21 protein-coding genes and 1 pseudogene are annotated in these 18,592 nt (G+C 71.7%); 8 read left to right on the top strand and 14 right to left on the bottom strand.

Annotated elements, in window-relative coordinates:
• The first annotated feature begins 29 nt into the window (after positions 1 to 29).
• A complete protein-coding gene (gene dnaN, locus NJ376_RS22200) occupies positions 30 to 1,157 on the top strand; it encodes a DNA polymerase III subunit beta (protein ID WP_252955475.1) in 1,128 nt (375 codons plus the stop codon).
• A 131-nt stretch (positions 1,158 to 1,288) separates the two neighbouring features.
• A complete protein-coding gene (locus NJ376_RS22195) occupies positions 1,289 to 2,158 on the top strand; it encodes a LysR family transcriptional regulator (RefSeq protein ID WP_252955474.1) in 870 nt (289 codons plus the stop codon).
• 137 nt (positions 2,159 to 2,295) lie between these two features.
• Here NJ376_RS22195 and NJ376_RS22190 read toward each other — a convergent pair whose 3' ends face one another.
• Both NJ376_RS22190 and NJ376_RS22185 read right to left on the bottom strand, forming a co-directional pair.
• The gene (locus tag NJ376_RS22190) at positions 2,296 to 2,847 is read right to left on the bottom strand and encodes a carboxymuconolactone decarboxylase family protein (RefSeq protein WP_252955473.1); all 552 of its coding nucleotides are present in this window, start codon (positions 2,845 to 2,847) and stop codon (positions 2,296 to 2,298) included.
• Positions 2,848 to 2,927: 80 nt separating this feature from the next.
• On the bottom strand, positions 2,928 to 3,917 hold the full coding sequence (locus tag NJ376_RS22185) for an LLM class flavin-dependent oxidoreductase (protein WP_252955472.1): 990 nt from the start codon (positions 3,915 to 3,917) through the stop codon (positions 2,928 to 2,930).
• 188 nt (positions 3,918 to 4,105) lie between these two features.
• Between NJ376_RS22185 and NJ376_RS22180 the strand changes: the two genes are divergently transcribed.
• A complete protein-coding gene (locus NJ376_RS22180) occupies positions 4,106 to 4,888 on the top strand; it encodes an alpha/beta fold hydrolase (RefSeq protein ID WP_252955471.1) in 783 nt (260 codons plus the stop codon).
• A gap of 9 nt (positions 4,889 to 4,897) precedes the next feature.
• Here NJ376_RS22180 and NJ376_RS22175 read toward each other — a convergent pair whose 3' ends face one another.
• The 7 genes from NJ376_RS22175 to NJ376_RS22145 all read right to left on the bottom strand — a co-directional run bounded on the left by NJ376_RS22175 (position 4,898) and on the right by NJ376_RS22145 (position 9,052).
• Entirely contained in the window at positions 4,898 to 5,266 is a 369-nt protein-coding gene (locus tag NJ376_RS22175) for a gamma-butyrobetaine hydroxylase-like domain-containing protein (protein ID WP_252955470.1), read from the bottom strand.
• 7 nt (positions 5,267 to 5,273) lie between these two features.
• On the bottom strand, positions 5,274 to 5,489 hold the full coding sequence (locus NJ376_RS22170) for a Trm112 family protein (protein ID WP_252955469.1): 216 nt from the start codon (positions 5,487 to 5,489) through the stop codon (positions 5,274 to 5,276).
• Positions 5,490 to 5,548: 59 nt separating this feature from the next.
• Positions 5,549 to 6,217, bottom strand: a complete 669-nt coding sequence (locus tag NJ376_RS22165) for an LON peptidase substrate-binding domain-containing protein (RefSeq protein WP_252955468.1) — start codon at positions 6,215 to 6,217, stop codon at positions 5,549 to 5,551.
• Positions 6,218 to 6,228: 11 nt separating this feature from the next.
• Positions 6,229 to 7,167, bottom strand: a complete 939-nt coding sequence (locus NJ376_RS22160; RefSeq protein ID WP_252955467.1) for a tetratricopeptide repeat protein — start codon at positions 7,165 to 7,167, stop codon at positions 6,229 to 6,231.
• A 72-nt stretch (positions 7,168 to 7,239) separates the two neighbouring features.
• On the bottom strand, positions 7,240 to 7,755 hold the full coding sequence (locus NJ376_RS22155) for a prolyl-tRNA synthetase associated domain-containing protein (RefSeq protein ID WP_252955466.1): 516 nt from the start codon (positions 7,753 to 7,755) through the stop codon (positions 7,240 to 7,242).
• A 247-nt stretch (positions 7,756 to 8,002) separates the two neighbouring features.
• Positions 8,003 to 8,887, bottom strand: a complete 885-nt coding sequence (locus tag NJ376_RS22150; protein ID WP_252955465.1) for a hypothetical protein — start codon at positions 8,885 to 8,887, stop codon at positions 8,003 to 8,005.
• Positions 8,888 to 8,905: 18 nt separating this feature from the next.
• Positions 8,906 to 9,052 (bottom strand): hypothetical protein, encoded by a 147-nt coding sequence (locus NJ376_RS22145; protein WP_252955464.1) that lies wholly within the window; start codon positions 9,050 to 9,052, stop codon positions 8,906 to 8,908.
• Positions 9,053 to 9,186: 134 nt separating this feature from the next.
• On the opposite strand from NJ376_RS22145, the gene NJ376_RS22140 reads away from it, so the two are divergent.
• Both NJ376_RS22140 and NJ376_RS22135 read left to right on the top strand, forming a co-directional pair.
• Positions 9,187 to 10,185, top strand: coding sequence for an NAD(P)-dependent oxidoreductase (locus tag NJ376_RS22140; protein WP_252955463.1), 999 nt, complete (start codon positions 9,187 to 9,189; stop codon positions 10,183 to 10,185).
• Positions 10,186 to 10,322: 137 nt separating this feature from the next.
• Entirely contained in the window at positions 10,323 to 11,546 is a 1,224-nt protein-coding gene (locus NJ376_RS22135) for an MFS transporter (RefSeq protein ID WP_252955462.1), read from the top strand.
• Here the strand turns inward: NJ376_RS22135 and NJ376_RS22130 are convergent.
• Entirely contained in the window at positions 11,524 to 11,790 is a 267-nt protein-coding gene (locus NJ376_RS22130) for a hypothetical protein (RefSeq protein ID WP_252955461.1), read from the bottom strand. The genes NJ376_RS22135 and NJ376_RS22130 overlap by 23 nt on opposite strands.
• Positions 11,791 to 12,196: 406 nt before the next feature.
• Entirely contained in the window at positions 12,197 to 12,679 is a 483-nt protein-coding gene (locus NJ376_RS22125) for a peroxiredoxin (RefSeq protein WP_252955460.1), read from the bottom strand.
• 111 nt (positions 12,680 to 12,790) lie between these two features.
• On the opposite strand from NJ376_RS22125, the gene NJ376_RS22120 reads away from it, so the two are divergent.
• A complete protein-coding gene (locus NJ376_RS22120) occupies positions 12,791 to 13,396 on the top strand; it encodes a YqgE/AlgH family protein (protein WP_252955459.1) in 606 nt (201 codons plus the stop codon).
• Positions 13,397 to 13,884: 488 nt separating this feature from the next.
• Here NJ376_RS22120 and NJ376_RS22115 read toward each other — a convergent pair whose 3' ends face one another.
• From NJ376_RS22115 to NJ376_RS22105, 3 genes are read right to left on the bottom strand one after another with little or no spacing between them, the layout of a single operon-like run.
• Positions 13,885 to 14,253 (bottom strand): hypothetical protein, encoded by a 369-nt coding sequence (locus NJ376_RS22115; RefSeq protein WP_252955458.1) that lies wholly within the window; start codon positions 14,251 to 14,253, stop codon positions 13,885 to 13,887.
• An 8-nt stretch (positions 14,254 to 14,261) separates the two neighbouring features.
• Positions 14,262 to 15,656, bottom strand: a complete 1,395-nt coding sequence (locus NJ376_RS22110) for an MBOAT family O-acyltransferase (RefSeq protein ID WP_252955457.1) — start codon at positions 15,654 to 15,656, stop codon at positions 14,262 to 14,264.
• A gap of 29 nt (positions 15,657 to 15,685) precedes the next feature.
• Positions 15,686 to 17,035, bottom strand: a complete 1,350-nt coding sequence (locus tag NJ376_RS22105; RefSeq protein WP_252955456.1) for a GDSL-type esterase/lipase family protein — start codon at positions 17,033 to 17,035, stop codon at positions 15,686 to 15,688.
• 88 nt (positions 17,036 to 17,123) lie between these two features.
• Between NJ376_RS22105 and NJ376_RS22100 the strand changes: the two genes are divergently transcribed.
• Positions 17,124 to 17,903 carry a DUF459 domain-containing protein gene (locus tag NJ376_RS22100; protein ID WP_252955455.1) on the top strand — a complete coding sequence of 260 codons (780 nt, stop codon included), beginning with the start codon at positions 17,124 to 17,126 and terminating at the stop codon, positions 17,901 to 17,903.
• 250 nt (positions 17,904 to 18,153) lie between these two features.
• Positions 18,154 to 18,592 (top strand): annotated as a pseudogene (locus NJ376_RS22095) (hypothetical protein); the annotation flags it as partial.

Here is an 18,592-nt window from a genome sequence, read left to right as displayed (position 1 = left end):
GCAGCACGGTCTGGGGAGCCACTGGGGTTATGAAATTCACGGTCGAGCGGGCGCTCCTGCTCAAGGCGCTGGCGCATGTCCAGAGCGTGGTGGAGCGCCGGAACACCATCCCCATCCTCGCCAATGTCCTCCTTGCGGCGCAGGAGGGCAGCCTGAAGCTCACCGCGACCGATATGGAGATCGCGGTGGTGGAGGAGTTGTCCGGCGTCCAGGTTGCCCGGCCCGGCCGCACCACGGCGCCGGCCGCCACACTTTACGAAATCGTCCGCAAGCTGCCGGACGGCGCCAGGGTGGAGCTGGACCATGCCGGCGGCGACGCCCCGCTCCGCCTCCGCGCCGGCCGCTTCAACACCGACCTCGCCGTGCTGCCGGTGGAGGATTTCCCCTCCATGACCGAGGGCAAGCTGCCGCATGGCTTCGCCCTGCCCGCCGGGCAGCTGCGGGAGCTGATCGACCGCACCCGCTTCGCCATCAGCACCGAGGAAACCCGCTACTACCTGAACGGCATCTTCCTGCACGCGACGGAGAGCGAGGGCGAGAAGGTGCTGCGCGCCGTGGCGACGGATGGCCACCGCCTGGCGCGGGTGGAGGAGCCGCTGCCCGAGGGCGCCGCCGGCATCCCCGGCGTCATCATCCCGCGCAAGACGGTGAATGAGGTGCGGAAGCTGGCCGAGGAGACGCAGGAGGAGATCCAGGTGCGGCTCTCCGACACCAAGATCCGCTTCGACATCGGCACCATCCAGCTCACCAGCAAGCTGATCGACGGCACCTTCCCGGAATATGACCGGGTGATCCCGCGCGGCAACGACAAGGTGCTGAAGGTCTCGAAGAAGGAGTTCGCCGAGGCCGTCGGGCGCGTCGCCGCCATCAGCAGCGAGCGGTCGCGGCCGGTGAAGCTTTCCATCGACCGCAACCACCTCCTCCTCTCCGCCTCCTCCGCCGAGCAGGGCCAGGCGCAGGAGGAGCTGGACGCCGATGTGGTGGCGTATGAGAGCTCGCCGCTCGAGATCGGCTTCCAGGCGCGCTACCTGAACGACATCACCGACCAGATCGCCGACCAGGTGGAGTTCCGCTTCGCCGATGGCAGCGCCCCGACCGTGGTGACGGATGCGGCGAAGCCGGAAGCGCTCTACGTGCTGATGCCCATGCGGGTCTAGAGCGCCTTCGGTTCACATGCGTTCACCGAAAACGCTCTACGCTTCTGTTTGCAGAGCGGATTCACGCCTTCGGGCGATGCCGCCCTGCGGCGATCCGCTCTAGCGCGACAGGCCGCGCCATGGATCGCTTCATGGCGCTGTCCGTCTTCGTCCGCGTGGTGGAGCAGGGCGGCTTCACCGCGGCGGCCGGCAAGCTGGGGCTGTCTCCTTCCGCCGTCACCAAGACCATCGCGCGGCTGGAGGATGCGCTCGGCACCCAGCTCTTCACCCGCACCACGCGGCGCCTGCGGCCGACCGATTACGGCCAGGAATTCTACGAACGCAGCCTGCGCATCCTGGCGGAGCTGGAGGATGCGGAGGCGATGCTCCGCCGGGGCAGCGGCACGGCGCGCGGGCGCATCCGCGCCGTGCTGCCGCTGAGCTTCGGCCGCGTCACCCTGGCGCCCGAATTGCCGCGCTTCTTCGCCCGCTACCCCGGCATCACGCTGGACCTGCATTTCAGCGACGGCATGGTGGATCTGATTGCGGAGGGCTACGACCTGGCCGTCCGCACCGGCCATATTGCCGACAGCCGGCTGACCATCCGCCTGCTGACGCGCGGGCGGCAGGTGACGGTGGCCTCGCCCGCCTATCTGGCGCGGCATGGGGAGCCGGCGACGCCGGAGGCGCTGCGGGAGCACAACTGCCTGATCAGCCGCTTCGGGCCGGAATGGGGCTTCAAGGGCGAGGACGGCAAGCCCTTCAGCATCCGGGTGAAGGGCAATGCCGTGATCAACAGCGGCGACGCGCTGCGCGAGGCGGCGGTGGCGGGCACCGGGATCGCGCAGGGAACCTGGTGGCTGTACCGCAAGGACCTGGAGCGCGGGGATGTGCGGGAGATCCTGCGCGACTTCGCGCTGGAAGGGGCGCCGGTCTCGGTGCTCTACCCGGCGCAGCGGCATGTGCCGGCGAAGCTTCGGGCGTTCATCGACTTCCTGGTCGAGATCACGCGGACGGCTTGAGGAAGGGCCGAAAGGCCCCTTGAACGCTTGAGTCTGCCGTTCGAACCCACGCGCCTGAGACTCACGGTTTCCAAAGGCCTTTCGGCCTTTGGCGGGTGGGAGCTCGAGGGAGGGCGGCGCCCTCCCTCGACACACCCTCAGGCCCAGGGCACCCGATATCCCTCCGGCGGCCGCACCTGGAACACGTTGAGCTGCAGGGCGAGCAGCGTGTAGTAGCCGACCAGCCCGGTCAGCTCGACCGTGCCCTTGTCGCCCAGCAGCTTCTGCGCCGCGGCGTAGGTGGCGTCGCTCGCCTGGCCGGTGCGCAGCACCTCGCGCACGAAATTCGCCACCACGCGGTCGGGCTCGGCGTCGAAGGGCACCGTCTCAGCGCCGGTGCCGATGGCGGCGATCACCGCCTCCGGCACGCCCTGCTTCGCGGCGATCGGGGCATGGGCGTACCACTCGTATTCCGCCTTCCAATGCTGGCCGACGCAGAGGATGGCGAGTTCCCGGAGCCGCATCGGCACGCTGCATTCGTAGCGGATGAAGACGCCCACCTGCTCCACCCGGGCGCAGAGCTCGGCGCTGGTCAGCAGCGCCAGGAAGGGGCCGCCGACGCCGCCCCGGGCGCCGGAGGCGATGCGGTCCCATACCGCGCGCTGCGCGTCATCCAGGGTTTCGCGGCTCTTTGGCGGCAAGCGGCTCATGCTGGTTCCTCCCGGGGGATGGTGACAGGGCGCCACCCTGCGGGCGGAGCGGGGCAAGGGCAAGCCCTGCCCGCGGGCGGTCACTCCGCGGCGGCGGGGACCGGGCTGGCGAAGGCCGGCATCACCTCGCGCGCGAAGGCGCGGAGGTTGGCGACGGAGGCGTTGGGGTCCACCAGCAGGATGTTGGTCGCGCCGCCCGCTTCCAGCAGCTTGAGGCGCGCGATGATCTCCTCCGGCGTGCCGAGCAGCGGGGCGGTGTCCTCCTCGATGCGCTCGGCCAGCTTGTCCCGCGCCAGGTCGCCGATCACGCCGACCACGCGCCTGCGCGTCTCATAGGCCGCCTGGCGCTCCGCCTCGGAGTGGATCATCTGCAGGGCGCGGGCGGTGCCGACCATGTTCGGGTGGTAGCCGCGGCCGATGCGGGCGCATTCCTCGCGGTAGATCGCGATGCGCTCGATGATCTGCTCGACCGAGGCGAGCTGGTCCAGCAACAGGTTGTAGCCCTCCCGCGCCGCGCGGCGGATGCTGTCCCTGCTGCCGGCCGCCAGCCAGAGCGGCGGGTGCGGCCGCTGCAGCGGCGCCGGCTCCACCAGCATGTTCTCGTAGTGCCAGCGCTTGCCGTGATGGGTGAAGCGGTCCTCGGCGGTCCAGGCCTTGCGGATCACCTCCATCGCCTCGTCGAAGCGCTCGGAGGCTTCCTCGATGGGGATGCAGAAGGCGTCGAATTCCGGGCGGCGGTAGCCCTTGCCCACGCCGAAATCGAAGCGCCCGCCAGAGAGCAGGTCGAGCGTCGCCGCCTGTTCGGCGACCAGCACCGGGTTATGCCAGGGCAGCACCACCACGGCGGTGCCGAGGCGGATGCGCTGGGTCTTCGCCGCCAGATAGGCGAGCAGGGTCATGGAGGCGGAGACCTGGCCCTGGCCGGTCGAGTGGTGCTCCACCATGAACATATGGCGGAAGCCGAGGCGATCAGCCTCCATCACATAGTCGATGAAGCTCTGGTAGCCCTGGCTGTCCTCGATGCCGACGCTGCGCTTGGTGCGCGCGCCACCGAACAATCCGAACTGCATGGGGCGCCTCCTCAGGCCTCCGGCAGGAGGCTTCCGCTTCATGGTCGTTCGACCAAGAATGGAGAGGAGCAGGCGCGAAGGAAAGTCCGTTATCGGCACATCTGGTGTGATCGGATGTCCGAAATCGGCCCTGGCGGCGCCGGCGGCCCTCCCCCATCCTGCCGCTCGGCCCCAGGGAGGGAACGCGCATGGAATGGACGCCGCAACCGCTCGACCCGGCGGATGTCACGGTGCATCGCCGCGGCCGGGGCGCGCCGCTGGTGCTGCTGCACTGCCTGGGCATGGAATGGCGCTTCTGGGACGTGCTGGAGCCGCTGGCCGACCGCTATGAGCTGATCGCCTACTCCTTCCCCGGCCATGGCGACACGCCCCTGCCGCGCGGCCAGTACGGGGCGGCGGAGCTGACGGCGCAGCTGCATGCCCTGGCGCGGCGGGAGGGGCTGGAGCGCTTCCACCTGGCCGGCATCTCCATGGGCGGCTCCGTCGCCCAGCATTTCGCCGGCACCCATCCGGAGATGGTGGAGAAGCTGATCCTCTGCGACTGCACCCCCCGGTACAATGAGGAGCAGCAGGCCAACTGGCCGGTGCGGGCGGCGGCGGCGCGGGAGAAGGGCGTGGCCAGCCTGATCCCCACCCTGCTGCAGACCTTCTTCACCCCCGCCTCGCTCGCCGAGAACGGGCGGAACGTGCAGTACGTCCGCCGGACCTTCGAGGCGTGCAGCGACGAGGGCTATGCCCTGGCCTGCGAGATGCTGGCCATGGTGGATGCCCGGGCGGAGGCCGCCCGCATCACCGCGCCGACGCTGATCATGCTCGGCTCGGAGGAACGGCAGCCCTTCAAGGAGGCGGCGGCCTGGATGCAGGCGACCATCGCCGGCAGCCGGGTGCTGGAAGTGCCGGCGGCGGCGCATGCCTCGGTGCGGGAGAGGCCGGAATTCGTGGTGCAGGCCTGGCGGGAATTCCTGGAATAGCCGGGGGCGCTACCCCCGCCGCTTCGGCGGCTCCCGGCTCAGCCCCTTCTCCGCCAGCGCGGCCTCGTACTCCGCCCAGCGCTCGGCCTGCTCGCGGCCGAGCTGGTGCAGATAGGCCCAGCTGTAGATGCCGCTGTCGTGCAGGTCGTCGAAGACGATGCGGACGGCGTAATGCCCCACCGGCTCCAGCCGCAGGATGCCGACCTCCTTGCGGCCGGCGACGATGGTCTTCTGCCCCGGCCCATGCCCCTGCACCTCGGCGGAGGGGCTTTCGACGCGAAGGTACTCGGCCGGCAGGCTGAAGCGGCTGCCATCGTCGAAGGCAACCTCCAGCCGCTTCTCGGCGCGCTTCAGTCGCAGCTCGGTCGCGGTGGGCATGGCGGGCTCAGGGGGCGGGGTCGTCCAGCCGCCGCGCCTCCTCCGGCAGCATGATGGGGATGCCGTCGCGGATCGGGTAGGCCAGGCGCGCGGCCTCGCTCACCAGCTCCCCGCGGGCGCGGTCGTAGCGCAGGGTGGATTTGGTGACGGGGCAAACCAGGATCTCGAGGAGGCTGGGATCGACCTCGCCGCCCGGGGCGGCGGGTTTCGGCATGTCGCTCATGGGACCTCTCTAGAGCAAATGACAGGTGCTGGGGAGGGTTGCGCCGAAGGCGCAGTTTGTCAGCTCGGCTTGGCCCCGGGCGGCGGCTCCCCGCCGCCATGCGCGCCCATCTGCAGCATCGCCACCAGCATGGCGGCCCGCTGCCCGGCGCATTCGGCTTCCAGCAGCGCCTGCTTCTCCCGCACCTCGAAGGGGCAGACCATGCAGAGCGTCAGCACCAGCATGGCGTCGGAGGTCTGCTCCACCGCCTCCCAATTCGCCTCGATGCCGCGGGCCCGGAAGAAGTCCCGCAGCGCGCCGAGCAGCGCGGCGCGATCGAGGCCGGGGGGCGGCGTCAGCGGCGCCAGATCGGCCCGGAAGCGGTCATATTCCACCCGCACCCGGCGGTAGCCGCGGCACATCGCCAGCTCCTCCGCCACGCGGAAGCGGCAGAGGCCGGTCAGGGTGATCAGCAGCCGGCCATCCTCCGTCTCGGCGAAGGAGCAGATGCGGCCGAGGCAGCCGGTGCGGTAGATGGCCGGGCCATGGGGGCCGCGGGGCTGGCCCGGCTCCGGCTGCACCATGCCGAACATCCGCCCCTGGCCCAGGGCGTCCTGGGTCATCGCCAGGTAGCGCGGCTCGAAGATGTTCAGCGGCAGGCGGGCATGCGGCAGCAGCAGCGCGCCCGGCAGGGGAAAGACCGCGATCTCCGCCGGAAGCGCCTCGAATTCCGGGTGGAAGGCGGCCATGGCCCCCTCCCCTATCTGAACAGCAGCGAGGAGAGCTTGCGCCGCCCGGCCACCGTGGCGGGGTCGGAGAAGCCCCAGGCCTCGAAGAATTTCAGCAGCTGCTTGCGCGCCGCCTCGTCGTTCCAGGCGCGGTCGCGGCGGAAGGCCTCCAGCAGCGCGTCCACCGCCTGCTCCCGGTCCCCGGCCGCGTTCAGGGCGATGGCGAGGTCGATGCGGGCGGCATGGTCATCGGGGTCGGCGGCCAGGCGGCTCTCATACTCCGCCAGCTTCGCGCGGGCCTTGCGGCCCTCGGCGGCGAGTTCCAGGGCGGAGCGGACGGAGGCGATCTCGGCATGCTCGCGGAGCTTGGCCGGGGCGCTGTCCAGCACCTGGGTCGCCTGCTCCTCCTGCCCCAGCGCGGCGAGCGCCCGGGCGGCGCCGGCATAGCCCTCGGCATTCTCCGGCTCCTGCTGCACCAGGGCACCGAAGAGCTGGAGCGCGGTCTGGTGGTCGCCCTCCTCCGCCGCCGCCTTGGCCTCGGCCAGCAGGTCGGCGGTGGGCATCTGGCCGCCGGCGGCCTTCAGCAGCCCCTCGACGAAGCGCTTCACCTCGCCCTCGGGAACGGCGCCCTGGAAGAGGTCGGCGATCTGGCCCTGGACGAAGCCGACGACGGTGGGCACGGATTGCAGCGGCAGGCCCATCTGGGAGAGCTGCTGGACCAGGGCGCGGTTCTTGTCGATGTCGATCTTGACCAGCTTCACCCGGCCGCCGGCGGCGCGCACCACCTTCTCCAGCGTCGGCGTCAGCGTCTTGCAGGGGCCGCACCAAGTGGCCCAGAAATCGACCAGGACGGGCGTCTCGCGGCTCGCCTCGATGACGTCCTGCATGAAGGTCCGCTGGTCGCCATCCTTGATGGAATCGGCGCCGGCGCCGGGGGCGGCCTGCCGGTTCGGGTCGAAGATCACGTCCATGGCAGCTCTTCCTCGGATCCTTGGGACATAGATGCGACGCGATGGCGCCGGGGCAATGGGGGGCGCCGCCAGTTAAGCAGAGGGGGGCGGCAGGTCCAGCACCTCCGGCCGGTGGCCGAGGCCTTCCAGGAAGCGCAGCAGGTCGGAAGGGCGGATCGCCGTGGTCATGCTGTTCACCAGGGGGTGGAAATGCACCCATTCATGGTCCCGCACCAGCCCCGCATCGATCACCATGCGCACCGCGCCGGGGGCGGCGTTCACCATGCCGAAGGGGGTGACGGAGCCGGGGGCGACGCCGAGCTGGGCCAGCAGCGCCTCGGCCGGGGCCATTTCGACGCGGCCGGCGCCGGCGGCCCAGGCCAGGGCGTTGACGGAGATCTGCCGGTCCTCCTCCAGCACCGCCAGCAGATAGGGGCCGGGAGCCTGCTTCGCCGGACGGAGGAAGAGGTTCTTGCTGTGCCCGCCGGGCAGGGTGCCGCGGAGCGACTGGGATTCCGCCACGGTGAAGACCGGCGGGTGGGTGACGGTGCGGGTCTCGATGCCCGCGGCGGCGAGGCGGGCGAGCAGGCCTTCGGGGGTTTCCGGCATCAGGGCTCTTCGCGGCGAATGGGCCCCTCCGCTCTACCGTCCCTGACCAGGCATGGCCAGATGCCGGGCGCCACCCCCGATGGCTTCAGCCCGACCACCCGTTGCCCTGCCGCGGCTTCGCCGCGGCAGGCTGTGCGAGACCTCTCGCATCAAGGCCTCTAAGGGCCCCGTGGCGGCGCGCCAGCGCCCGCCTGGGGCAAAACTCGGGGCCCCCGCGACGGCGCGCAGCGACGTCGTGGGGAAACAATCACTCCGGCGCCATCGCCCAGTTCAGCGCCTCATGCCCCGTGGCATAGAGGGTGTTGGTGATGGCGGCGTTGCGGTTCACCAGCTTCCGCATGAAGAGCGGATGCGTCGTCGAGCGGATCTCGTGCTCCACCTGGAACAGCAGCCTGCCATCCTCCGGGTCCACGATATCGATGAAGCGGTACTGGTGCTGGCTGTCCTCCTGGCTGATCAGCCCGCGCTCCGCCAGCTTCGCATGCACCCCGCCGAAATCGACGAAGGCCAGCTGGATGTGGTGGCCGTCATAGGGCGGGATCGACGCGTCGGTCTCGCGGAAGATCAGATACTGGCCATTGGCCACCAGCACGCGGGCCTCGCCGCCCTCGATGGCGGCCGGGGCGCCGACGATCTGCTGGTAGAAGCGGACGATGCCGGGCAGCGTGCCCGGCGCCACGTCGAAGGCGACATAGGGGATGCCGAGGACGATGCGGCCGAAGCGCTCGGCATCCGGGCTGTGGACGCGGATGCGGTTGCCCCAGGGGCAGGTGACGTCCACATGATCCGCCGCCTCGGTGAAGCCGTATTTCGTGCCGTCCAGCCAGCGCCGCGCGGTCTGCAGCCGGTGGAGGAGCTGGGCGCGGTCCGGCACCACCAGCCCGACCACGCCGCGCAGCACCTGCGCCTCGCCGGTCGGCAGGTGGAACTGGCTGACGCCGACATTGGCCCACATGTTGTCGATGCCGGTCAGCAGATAGGGGTCGCGGGTCAGGCCGAGGGCCGAGATGTAGAAGGCCGTCGCCTTGAGCTGATCCGGCACCCGCAGGTTCACATGCTGCAACTCGACCGAATTGCCGAGATTCTCGGCCGTGCGGTTCCACGGGCATTCGATCCTGGTCAGGCCATCCATGGCGGTTCCCTTTCTTGGTCAGGCGGTGCGGAGGGTGTGGCGGCGATGGCCGGAATCCGGCGCGGGCGCGGCAGGGGCCTGGGCCGGCTGCAGCAGCGCGCCCGGGGCGCCGCCGGCGGCAAGCCCCGCCAGGCTGCTGGCCACCACCTCGCGCCGGTTCTGCATGCGTTTCTCCCCCAGGGGGTTTTCCTGCAGGCTCGCATGCGAGATGGGCGGGCGTAAAGCCGGGTTGGAAGGGCAGCGCCCTTCCTGCACCCCCAGCCCGGATGCAGGATGCCGCCCCCGCGCAGGATCGTCGCATGAGCAACCCTCCCCTCCTCGTCTCCGGCTTCGCGCTGGAGGACCATGCCCACAGCGCCCTCCTCGCCGCGCTGCCGCCGGGCACCGAGATCCTCGCCCTGCCGGATCTGGACCCGGCGGCGCGGGCCGCCGCCCTCGCCCGCGCCAGCGCCTATCTCGGCCGCAATACGGCCAAGGAATTGCGGCCGGGGGAGCCGGCGTTGCTGGCCGGAGCGAAGCTGATCCAGTTCCTGACGGCCGGCGTGGATTTCGTGCCGCTGCGCGCCCTGCCGGCGCAGGTGCCCATCGCCTGCAATGGCGGCGCCTATGCCGAGCCGATGGCGGAGCACGCCCTGGCCATGGCACTGGCCGCGGCCAAACGGCTGCTGATCGAGCACGCCGCGCTCGGCCGCGGCGAGTTCAACCAGATGGTGCCGAACCGCCGCCTCGCCGGGATGGTCTGCGGCATCCTCGGCTTCGGCGGCATCGGCACCGCCATCGCCCGGCTGATGCGGCCGATGGGGGTGGCCATCCATGCCATCAAGCGCGGCCGGACGGCGGAGCCCGTGGAGTGGCTGGGTACGCCGGACCGGCTGGAGGAGATGCTGGCCGCCTGCGACATCCTGGTGCTCAGCGTGCCGCTGACGGCGAAGACCCGCGGCATCATCGATGCCCGGGCGCTGTCCCTGATGAAGCGGAACGCCATCCTCATCAACCTGGCGCGGGGCGAGGTGGTGGAGGAGGCGGCGCTCTTCGCCCACCTTCAGGCCAACCCGGCCTTCACCGCCTGCATCGATGCCTGGTGGGTGGAGCCGATCCGCCAGGGCGAGTTCCGCATGGACTGGCCCTTCATGAGCCTGCCGAACGTCATCGGCTCGCCGCACAACTCCTCCTCGGTCGAGGGCATCACCCGGGTGGCGCTGGCGCGCGCGGCGGACAATATTGCGCGGGCGCTGCGGGCGGAGCCGATCTGGAACCTGATCGGCGCCGATGAGCGGGAGGCGGCGCCCGAGGAATAAGGACAAGGCCGGAAGATGCCGAGGGACGGGATGGAAACGCCGGGCGGCCCGATCGCCGCCGAGGCCGGCCGGCCACGGCCCGGCATGGCCCACCGCCATGGCGCCGGGCGGGCCCGCGGCGGGGAGCCGGGCGCGGCGTGACCCCCGGCAGCATCGAGACGCGGCGGAGCTGGATCACCGCCCTGGCGGCGGTGACGATCCTCTCCGTCTCCTTCGGCGCCCCGCTGATCGTGACGGTCGGGCTGCGCGACATCGCCGAGAGCATGGGGGAGGCACGGTCGCTGCCCTCCCTCGTCGCCTCGCTGGCCTATGTCGGCGCGGGGCTGGGCGGGGTGCTGATGGGCTGGCTCGCCGGACGCACCTCGGCGCGGCTGGTGGCGCTGCTGGGCGGGGCCATGGTGACGGGCGGGCTGCTGCTCGCCTCGGGCGGCGCGCCCTGGCAGTTGCTGGTCGGCTTCGGGCTGATGGTCGGGCTGCTGGGCAATGGCGCGCTCTTCCCGCCGATGATGACCTATGTCTCGCTGTGGTTCGACCGGCGGCGGGGCACCGCGCTCGCCCTCGTCTCCTCCGGGCAGTATGTCGCGGGCGCGCTCTGGCCTTCGCTGATCGAGCGGGGGATTGCCACGCTCGGCTGGCAGCGGACCATGGCGCTCTATGCCGGGGTGGTGGCGGCGGTGGTGCTGCCGCTGGCGGCGCTGGCGCTGCGGCCGGCGCCCGTGCCGCCGCCGGGCAGCGCGGCCGCCGCGGGGCCGGTGGCGGGGGCGCAGGTGCTGGGGATGCCGCCGAACCTGGCGCTGTTCCTGCTCGCCCTCGCCTCCTTCCTCTGCTGCATCCCCATGGCGATGCCGGCGGCGCATCTCGTCGCCTTCTGCGGCGATCTCGGCATCACCCGGCAGAAGGGCGCGGCGATGCTCTCCGTGCTGCTGATCGCGGCCTTCCTGGCGCGGCAATTCTGGGGCTGGGTGGCGGACAGGATCGGCGGGCTCAATGCGGTGATCGCCGGCAATCTGTGCCAGGCGGCGGGCATGGCGGCCTTCCTGGCGACGCAGGAGGAGACGGGGCTGTTCCTCGTCGCCGCGGCTTACGGCCTCGGCTTCAGCGGCATCGTGCCGGGCTATGTCCTGGCGGTACGGGAGCTGTTCCCGGCGCGGGAGGCGAGCTGGCGGGTGCCGGCGCTGCTCTTCCTCAGCCTCTCCGGCATGGCGGCGGGGGCGTGGCTGGCCGGTCTGCTCTATGACGGCTTCGGCGGCTATGCGGTGGCGTGGCGGGCGGGGATCGTGGCGAACCTGGCGGCGCTGGCGCTGCTGATGTGGCTGGCGCTGCGGCGGCGCGTGCGGCTCAGCCCCGCGTCAGCCGCCTGAGATTGGCCCGCACCCGGCGTTCCGCCGGCGCCAGGGCCGCCGCCATCACCGCCGGCGCGGCGGCGCCGGCCAGCACGGCCTGGCTGGCGGCCAGCGCCCCGGCGCCGAAGGCCCGCTGCTTCTCCAGCGCATAGCGCAGCAGGGTGGCCTGGGCGGAGGCCGGCTCCGCCCAGAGCTGCAGGGAGCGGGCGGTGAAGACGAGGCTGGCCTGCCAGGCCAGGGCCGCGGCTGCAAAGGGGTTCATGGCAGGGCCTTTCCGGTGGCGGTGACGAAGTGGGCCGCCAACCCGGCCCGCTGCGGGACAGCCTAGGCCCGGACGGGCCCGCAGCGCCAGGGCCGGCGGGGCATGGGAGCCCCGCGGAGGCGGCACGGATGCCGCGAGGATGGCGCCGGTCCTGCGCGCGTTCATGCGGCCCTCGCGGCGAGGGCGCCATGCGCAGCCAGGCCGGGCCTTGCTGCCGCATCGGACGGTCCGGTTCGGTTCCAGGCTGGCCGAACGGTCTCCGGGCGCCGTCGCCCAGGCGCGACCTGAGAACCCGCGCCGCCCGTTGCCCTGCCGCGGCTGTGCCGCGGCAGGCTGTGCGATGCCCCGACCGCAAGGCGACTCCGGGGCCCCCATGACGTCGCGCAGCGACGTCATGGGGAATAAATCAGAGGGCGGCGAGGACCGCCTCGGCCTTGCTGACCTCGAAGGCGCCGGGCGCCTCGACGGCGACATGCGTGACCTTGCCGTCCTTCGCCACCAGGGCGAAGCGCTGGCTGCGCACGCCGAGGCCGCGGCCGGTCAGGTCCAGCTCCAGCCCCAGCGCCTTGGTGAAGGCGGCGCTGCCATCGGCGATCATCACCACCTTGTCGCCCACGCCCTGGTCCTTGCCCCAGGCGCTCATGACGAAGGCGTCATTCACCGCCATGCAGGCGATGACGTCGGCGCCCTTGGCCTTCAGCGCATCGGCCTGGGTCACGAAGCCGGGCAGGTGCTTGGCGGAGCAGGTCGGCGTGAAGGCGCCCGGCACGCCGAACAGCACCACCGTCTTGCCGCCGAACAATTCCTCCGTCGAGATCTCCTTCGGGCCTTCCGGGGTGCCCTGCGTCAGCTTCATGGACGGGATGCTGTCGCCAACCTTGATGGTCATGGGGTTTGCCTCCTCCAACCACGCTCCTGTAACCTCTTCGCCGCGCCCTGTCATCGCCCAGAGAGGCCCGCCCCGCTTGCAGGATGGGCGGCGTCCCTCCATGTTTTCCCCATGGCGAGACGCTCCCGCACCGCTGCTACCGCCTTTCCCATGGTCCAGGGCACCGGATACCTGTCCGGCCAGATGTTGATTGCGATGCCGAGCCTGCAGAGCCCGAGCTTCGCCCAGACCGTCATCTGCCTGGTCGCCCATTCCGCCGAGGGGGCGATGGGGATCGTGGTGAACAAGCCGCTCGAGACCCTATCCTTCGACGATCTGCTGAAACAGCTCGATCTTTCCCCGCGGCCGCCGCAACGGCGCCTGCCGATGTTCCAGGGCGGGCCGGTGGAGGGCGGGCGCGGCTTCGTGCTGCACACCGCGGATTGGTCCAGCGACCAGTCCCTGCCGGTGGGCGGGGAATTCGCCCTGACCGCCAGCGTGGACATCCTGAAGGCAGTGGCCGGTGGCGGCGGGCCACGTCAGGGCATGCTGGCGCTGGGCTATGCCGGCTGGGGTCCGGGGCAGCTCGAGGAGGAGATCCAGGCCAATGCCTGGCTGTCCGTCCCCCCGGACGAGGAGCTGCTGTTCGGCGGCGATGACGCGCGGAAGTGGCGGGCGGCGCTGGCCAAGCTGAAGATCGATCCGCTGCTGCTCTCCGATGCGGCGGGGCATGCATAGCATTCCCCATGAAGCCGCTGCGCGCCGTCGTGGGGGCCCCGGAGTCCGTCACGATCGGCGCTTCGCACGGCCTATCGCGGCAAAGCCGCGACAAGGCAGCGGGCGATCCGGTTCGGATGTGGCGCTGAACCTGCTCACTGCGGGATGAAGGCGCCGGCGATGGCGACCGTTCGCTAGTGTCCTGCCCGCTGCGTTCATGGGAAATCCCACGAACGCAGCGGATCGGCCGGCCACTGAGGACAATGGCTAGTCGCCTGGGAACGAATTCCGCAGGGCTCCGACATCAGGACACTAGAGCAATATCCGATCAGGTGGAATCACCTGAGCGGATCTCTTGCTCTAGAAAGTACAACACCTAGAGCATGCTGCGGCTTGCGCGTGGAGAGGCGGCGACGCGAAGGGCGGCCGGTATCCTTGGCCTGCAGACGGCATTCGACCCTGCACTCGATGGGGTTGTGCATGCATCCGCGCGCCGGAACGGACCCTGCCTACTCCGCGAGGCCAAATGCGCCGTGCAGCGCGTCCAGCGTCTGGGGGATGCCCAGCGTCTGCATCGCGCCGTGCCAGGCCTCGGCGGCGGTGATCAGCGCCTCGGTGCCCGGCAGGGTGTCGAGGCCATAGGCGGCATCGAGGATCGGCCCAGACCGCCCCATCGCCACCACCAGCAACGCCAGCAGCACCGCCGCCACCGCGTGCCGCACCGGCAGGGTGGCGCTGCACGCGGAGAAATCATCCGGCACCGGGCGCGCCCCGGCGCCGTGCGGTGCGAGGCCGAGGGCGGCAGGCGACGCGCCGGGCTCGCCCTCCGGCGAGAGGAGCCAGGGCTGCTGCGGCGGTGGTTCGGCGCGGCCGTGCATGGCGTCCGTCAGAACTGGAAGTAGATGAAGGGCGCCACGCCGCTCGGGCCCAGCGTGACGATCAGCAGGATGGCCACACCGAAACCGACGCCCAGCGTCGGCGCCGGCAGGGCGACGAGGCGCCGCTCCAGCCGCTCCACCCAATCGCCGGGCAGCAGGTGCAGGGCGAGGGCGAAGGCGGTCAGCGCCGCCAGCAGCGGCGTCGCCACCAGCGCCGGCTCCCACCGCCCGAGCGCCGTCAGGATGCCGCCGACGCCCTCCATGTCCGGCGCGCGGAACAGCACCCAGCCGAGGCAGACGAGGTGGAAGGTGAGCAGCATGCCGAGCCAGCGCCGCGGCCCGGCGACGGCGCCGCGCAGCCCGAGGAAACGCTCCGCCACCAGCCCCGCCCCGTGCAGCGCGCCCCAGAGCACGAAGCGCCAGGCCGCGCCATGCCACAGCCCGCCCAGCACCATGGTGAGCATCAGGTTGCGCGCCGTCCGCGCCTCCCCGCCGCGGGAGCCGCCGAGCGGGATGTAGAGATAGTCCCGCAGCCAGGAGCTGAGCGAGATGTGCCAGCGTCGCCAGAATTCGGAGAGGCTGGCGGCGCGGTAGGGCTGGTCGAAATTCCGCGGGAAGTGGAAGCCGAGCAGCGCGGCGACGCCGATCGCCATGTCCGAATAGGCGGAGAAGTCGCACCAGATCTGCGCCGCATAGCCATAGATGGCGAGCAGCGCATCCGCGGCGGCCGCGCCCTCCGGGTCGCGGAACACCGGATCGACGAGCTGCGTCGCCAGGGTGTTGGCCAGCAGCAATTTCTTGCACAGGCCCCCGAGGATCAGCAGCCCGGCCATCAGGAAGGGAATGCGGCGCGGGTCGGAGGGCGCCGCGACCTGCGGCAGGAAATGCGCGGCACGGACGATCGGCCCCGCCGCGAGATGCGGAAAGAAGAAGATATAGACCAGGACGAAAAGCGGCGAAGGCTCCGCCCGCGCCTCGCCCCGCGCAACATCGAGGATGTAGGAGATGGCCTGGAAGCAGAAGAAGGAGATGCCGACCGGCAGGATGATGCCGAGCAGCGGCGGTGCCTCCAGCCCGAAGCGGGCGAGCAGGGCGCCGGCCTCCGCCAGGAAGAAATCCGCATACTTGAACCAGCCAAGCACGAGGAGCGGCCCCGCCACCGCCAGCGGCAGCCTCCAGGGCGGGCGCGCATGCGCGCCGGGCGCCACCAGCCGCCCCGCCCCCCAGGCCCAGAGGCCGAGCGCCAGCAGCAGGAAGCAGAGCTCGAAGGACCAATGGGCGTAGAAGACGAAGCTGGCGCCGAGCAGCAGCCAGCGATCCGCCAGCAGGTGCCGCCGCAGCGCCCAATGCGCCAGGAAGACCAGCAGGAAGAACAGCGCGAAGACGCCGGTCGGGAACAGCATGCGCTACCGGGCCGGGATCGGGGAGGCCATTAGATGGTCCGCGCCATCGGCATGCTCTGGCGGCGCATCAGCCGGTCGAAGAGCCGCTCGGCGGAGAGGCGATAGCCCTCCGCCGTCAGATGCACATGGTCGTCCTGCACCAGCTTCGGCGTGCCGCGGGTCAGCGCGTCCAGCCGGCAGATGCCGCCCGTCACCTCCGCCCAGTCCCAGAAGGCCAGCTTCTCCGCCGCCGCCACGCGGGCCTGCGCCGCCTTCACCGCGGCGAGGCCCGGCAGCGGCGCCCAGCCGCCGCAGCCCTGCGGGTGGCGCCCGACGCGGCGGGCGGCATCCGGCGCGCCGATCAGCAGCATCGCGCTCTGCGGCGCCATGCGGCGCAGCGCCCGGACCCGCCCGGTGAGCTGCGCCGCATAGGCCTCCGCGCTCAGCCCGGCATCCACGGCCTCGTTGGTGCCATAGGCGAGGAGGATCAGCGCCGGCGGCCGCGCCGCCAGATCGTCCTGCAGGATCGCCTGGTCGAGGTTCGAAAGCATGTCGATGGTGGCGCCGTTGATGCCATGGCCTTCCACCAGCACGCCGGGGCCGCGGCGCTCCGCGCCCCAGCCCAGCAGCTCCACCGGCCCGTCGCCCAGCACCTCCACCGCGGCCTCATGGACGCGGCGCGGCAGGTCGAGCGGCACCGGGGCGCGACGCTGTTCCGGCGCGCGGCTGCGCAGCACCGGCCCCGCCACCCCATCCAGTGCCAGGCGGAATTGCCCGCCGCCGGGCTGCACCAGCACGTCCAGCGAGAAGCGGTCGAAGCCCTCGGGCTCCGTCGAGCGGAGCAGGATGCGGCTGCCCGGGGCGCTGGCGCGCAGCCGGTAGCCGGCGATGCCGAAGGGGCCGGGCGTTCCGGCGCGGAGCGCGTTGCGCGCCTCCCAGGGCCCCTGCTGCTCCACCTGCACCAGAGCGGGGCGGTAGAAGCGCGGCGCCTGGCCGGGCGGCAGGCGGCCGGGGCCGATGGCGCCGTAGCGGGCCTGGAACAGCTCCCGCAGCCGGGCGATGAAGAAGGGGCCGGCCGTATGGCTGTCCCCGAACTGGACGATCAGCACCGGCTGGCTGGCGCGGCGGGCTTCGAGCTGCGCGAGGGCGCGATGGAAGGGCGCCAGCGGATCGCCCGCCCCGGCGGCGGCCGGCATTGGCGCGGCCTCCGGCACCGCCGGCGCCAGGCGCCATTCCGGCGTCCAGCCCTCGAGCTCCGCCAGGGAGCGGAAGGCGCCGGACGGCCCCGCGGCCTGGACCGGCACGCCGCCGCGCGCCAGGTCGCAGCCGGAGAGCAGCAGGCCTGCCCCGAGCTTGCCCAGCAGCGTGCGGCGCGATGTTCCGGCCGGCGAACCTGGCATATTGCCTCCTCGACACGAAATCTTTACGATTGCGGATGCGTGTTGTCCAATATCCGGGAACCGCACCTCCGCACATGGCACGAACGCTGTGACACGAAGCCTGGGACGCCGGCCCCTGCTGGGCCTGCTGGCCGCGACCGCCGCCCTGCCGGCCGGCGCGCAGGATGCCGCGCTGCCCTCGCCGCAAGATGGCGCCGGGGGTTTAACGATCCTTTTCTGCGGGGACAGCCTGGCGCAGGGGCTCTATCTCGCCTCCCTGCCCGCGCTGCGGCGGCAGCGGGAGCTGAAGCTGGTGAACGGCACGCGCCACGCCACCGGCCTCACCCGCGCCGACGAATATGATTGGGTGGAGGCGGTGCGGGAGGCAGCGACCCGCACCCGGCCGCATCTGATGGTCGCCTGGATCGGCGCCAATGATTTCCGCCCGATGGTGGACCGCGCCACCCGCCGGCGCTTCCCCTTCGGCAGCCCGGCCTATGCCGAGGCCTATGCCGCCCGCGTCGCCGCCATGGCGGAGCATGCGCGGGCGAGCGGCGCCGTCGTCGCCTGGCTGGGCCTGCCGAACATGCGGGAGCCGGGCTTCGCGCAGTTCGCCCGGCAACTGAACGAGATCCAGGAGCGCGGCGCGCGGGCGGGCGGCGCGCTCTGGGTGCCGAGCTGGGACGCGACGAGCGACCCGGAGGGACAGTTCCGCGCCTCCCTCGCCGGCACGGACCGGGTGGAGCGCCGGCTGCGGGCGGATGACGGGGTGCATTTCTCCGAGCTCGGCTACCGCGCCATCGCCAAGCTGGCCTTCACCGCCGTGGCGGTGGAAACCCCGGTGCTGGCGCTGCCGCTCGCCGCCGCCGGCGCGGCGCTCGCCGCCTGAATGCCCCTATAACAATCAACCGATCTCCGCCTTCGGCTATTGCGCCCTGCGGCCGGCTTGAATACTGAGGCAATATTGTCCGGTCGAAGCGGTGCCGGATCCGGCCGCGCAATGACGGGATGGCGTGTCTTTTTCGACTTTCCTCTCTCGAGGCACTGATTTGGTTCTTGATGCCGAACAGGTTGCGGCCGCCATTGCGTCCGGCTGCACCTTCGAACCCGCGACCCCCGCGGCCGTGCAACGCCTGTCCATGCAGCGGAAGGTCTTCACCATCGAGGGCAAGCCCTTCCTCGCCAGCCGTGGCGACGGCCTCTACGAAACCGCCGGCACGCTGTGCGCCCTGATCGAGCAGGGGCGGCAGGTGAGGGCCTATTTCGCGCAGCCCATCGCCGAGGCGGCGCCGGAGGCGACCGCAGCGATGCCGCAGGCCGCGGGCGAGCCGCCGGCGCAGCCGGCCGAAGCGGTGGCAGCGGCGCCCGCGACGGAGGTGCCCCCTGTGGAGGCCCCCGCTGCGCAGGCGACACCTGCGGAGGCGCGCCTTGCCGAAGCACAGGTGGCGGTGCCTGCCGCCCCGAAGCGCCGGCCGCGCAAGCCTCGCGTCGCGCGCCCGGCACCGCCGGAGGAGGCGCCGGAGACCGAGGACGCGGCGCCGCAGGCCGCACCCATGGCGGCAACGCTCCCGGCCGAGG

It is taken from the genome of Siccirubricoccus soli (assembly GCF_024178315.1).
Lineage (GTDB): Bacteria > Pseudomonadota > Alphaproteobacteria > Acetobacterales > Acetobacteraceae > Siccirubricoccus > Siccirubricoccus soli.
Note: the sequence above shows the minus strand (reverse complement) of the source record. Positions and strands in the feature narration are given on the sequence as shown.

Bases quoted from the DNA above. Each gene is read 5' to 3' on its own strand.
- NJ376_RS22130 (WP_252955461.1), bottom strand. From the start codon at position 11,790: ATGAACCCCTTTGCAGCCGCGGCCCTGGCCTGGCAGGCCAGCCTCGTC.
- NJ376_RS22160 (WP_252955467.1), bottom strand. From the start codon at position 7,167: ATGGACGTGATCTTCGACCCGAACCGGCAGGCCGCCCCCGGCGCCGGC.
- NJ376_RS22175 (WP_252955470.1), bottom strand. From the start codon at position 5,266: ATGCCCACCGCGACCGAGCTGCGACTGAAGCGCGCCGAGAAGCGGCTG.
- NJ376_RS22155 (WP_252955466.1), bottom strand. From the start codon at position 7,755: ATGCCGGAAACCCCCGAAGGCCTGCTCGCCCGCCTCGCCGCCGCGGGC.
- NJ376_RS22140 (WP_252955463.1), top strand. From the start codon at position 9,187: ATGAGCAACCCTCCCCTCCTCGTCTCCGGCTTCGCGCTGGAGGACCAT.
- NJ376_RS22170 (WP_252955469.1), bottom strand. From the start codon at position 5,489: ATGAGCGACATGCCGAAACCCGCCGCCCCGGGCGGCGAGGTCGATCCC.
- NJ376_RS22125 (WP_252955460.1), bottom strand. From the start codon at position 12,679: ATGACCATCAAGGTTGGCGACAGCATCCCGTCCATGAAGCTGACGCAG.
- NJ376_RS22195 (WP_252955474.1), top strand. From the start codon at position 1,289: ATGGCGCTGTCCGTCTTCGTCCGCGTGGTGGAGCAGGGCGGCTTCACC.
- NJ376_RS22120 (WP_252955459.1), top strand. From the start codon at position 12,791: ATGGCGAGACGCTCCCGCACCGCTGCTACCGCCTTTCCCATGGTCCAG.
- NJ376_RS22185 (WP_252955472.1), bottom strand. From the start codon at position 3,917: ATGCAGTTCGGATTGTTCGGTGGCGCGCGCACCAAGCGCAGCGTCGGC.
- dnaN (WP_252955475.1), top strand. From the start codon at position 30: ATGAAATTCACGGTCGAGCGGGCGCTCCTGCTCAAGGCGCTGGCGCAT.
- NJ376_RS22145 (WP_252955464.1), bottom strand. From the start codon at position 9,052: ATGCAGAACCGGCGCGAGGTGGTGGCCAGCAGCCTGGCGGGGCTTGCC.
- NJ376_RS22115 (WP_252955458.1), bottom strand. From the start codon at position 14,253: ATGCACGGCCGCGCCGAACCACCGCCGCAGCAGCCCTGGCTCCTCTCG.
- NJ376_RS22165 (WP_252955468.1), bottom strand. From the start codon at position 6,217: ATGGCCGCCTTCCACCCGGAATTCGAGGCGCTTCCGGCGGAGATCGCG.
- NJ376_RS22105 (WP_252955456.1), bottom strand. From the start codon at position 17,035: ATGCCAGGTTCGCCGGCCGGAACATCGCGCCGCACGCTGCTGGGCAAG.
- NJ376_RS22150 (WP_252955465.1), bottom strand. From the start codon at position 8,887: ATGGATGGCCTGACCAGGATCGAATGCCCGTGGAACCGCACGGCCGAG.
- NJ376_RS22190 (WP_252955473.1), bottom strand. From the start codon at position 2,847: ATGAGCCGCTTGCCGCCAAAGAGCCGCGAAACCCTGGATGACGCGCAG.
- NJ376_RS22110 (WP_252955457.1), bottom strand. From the start codon at position 15,656: ATGCTGTTCCCGACCGGCGTCTTCGCGCTGTTCTTCCTGCTGGTCTTC.
- NJ376_RS22180 (WP_252955471.1), top strand. From the start codon at position 4,106: ATGGAATGGACGCCGCAACCGCTCGACCCGGCGGATGTCACGGTGCAT.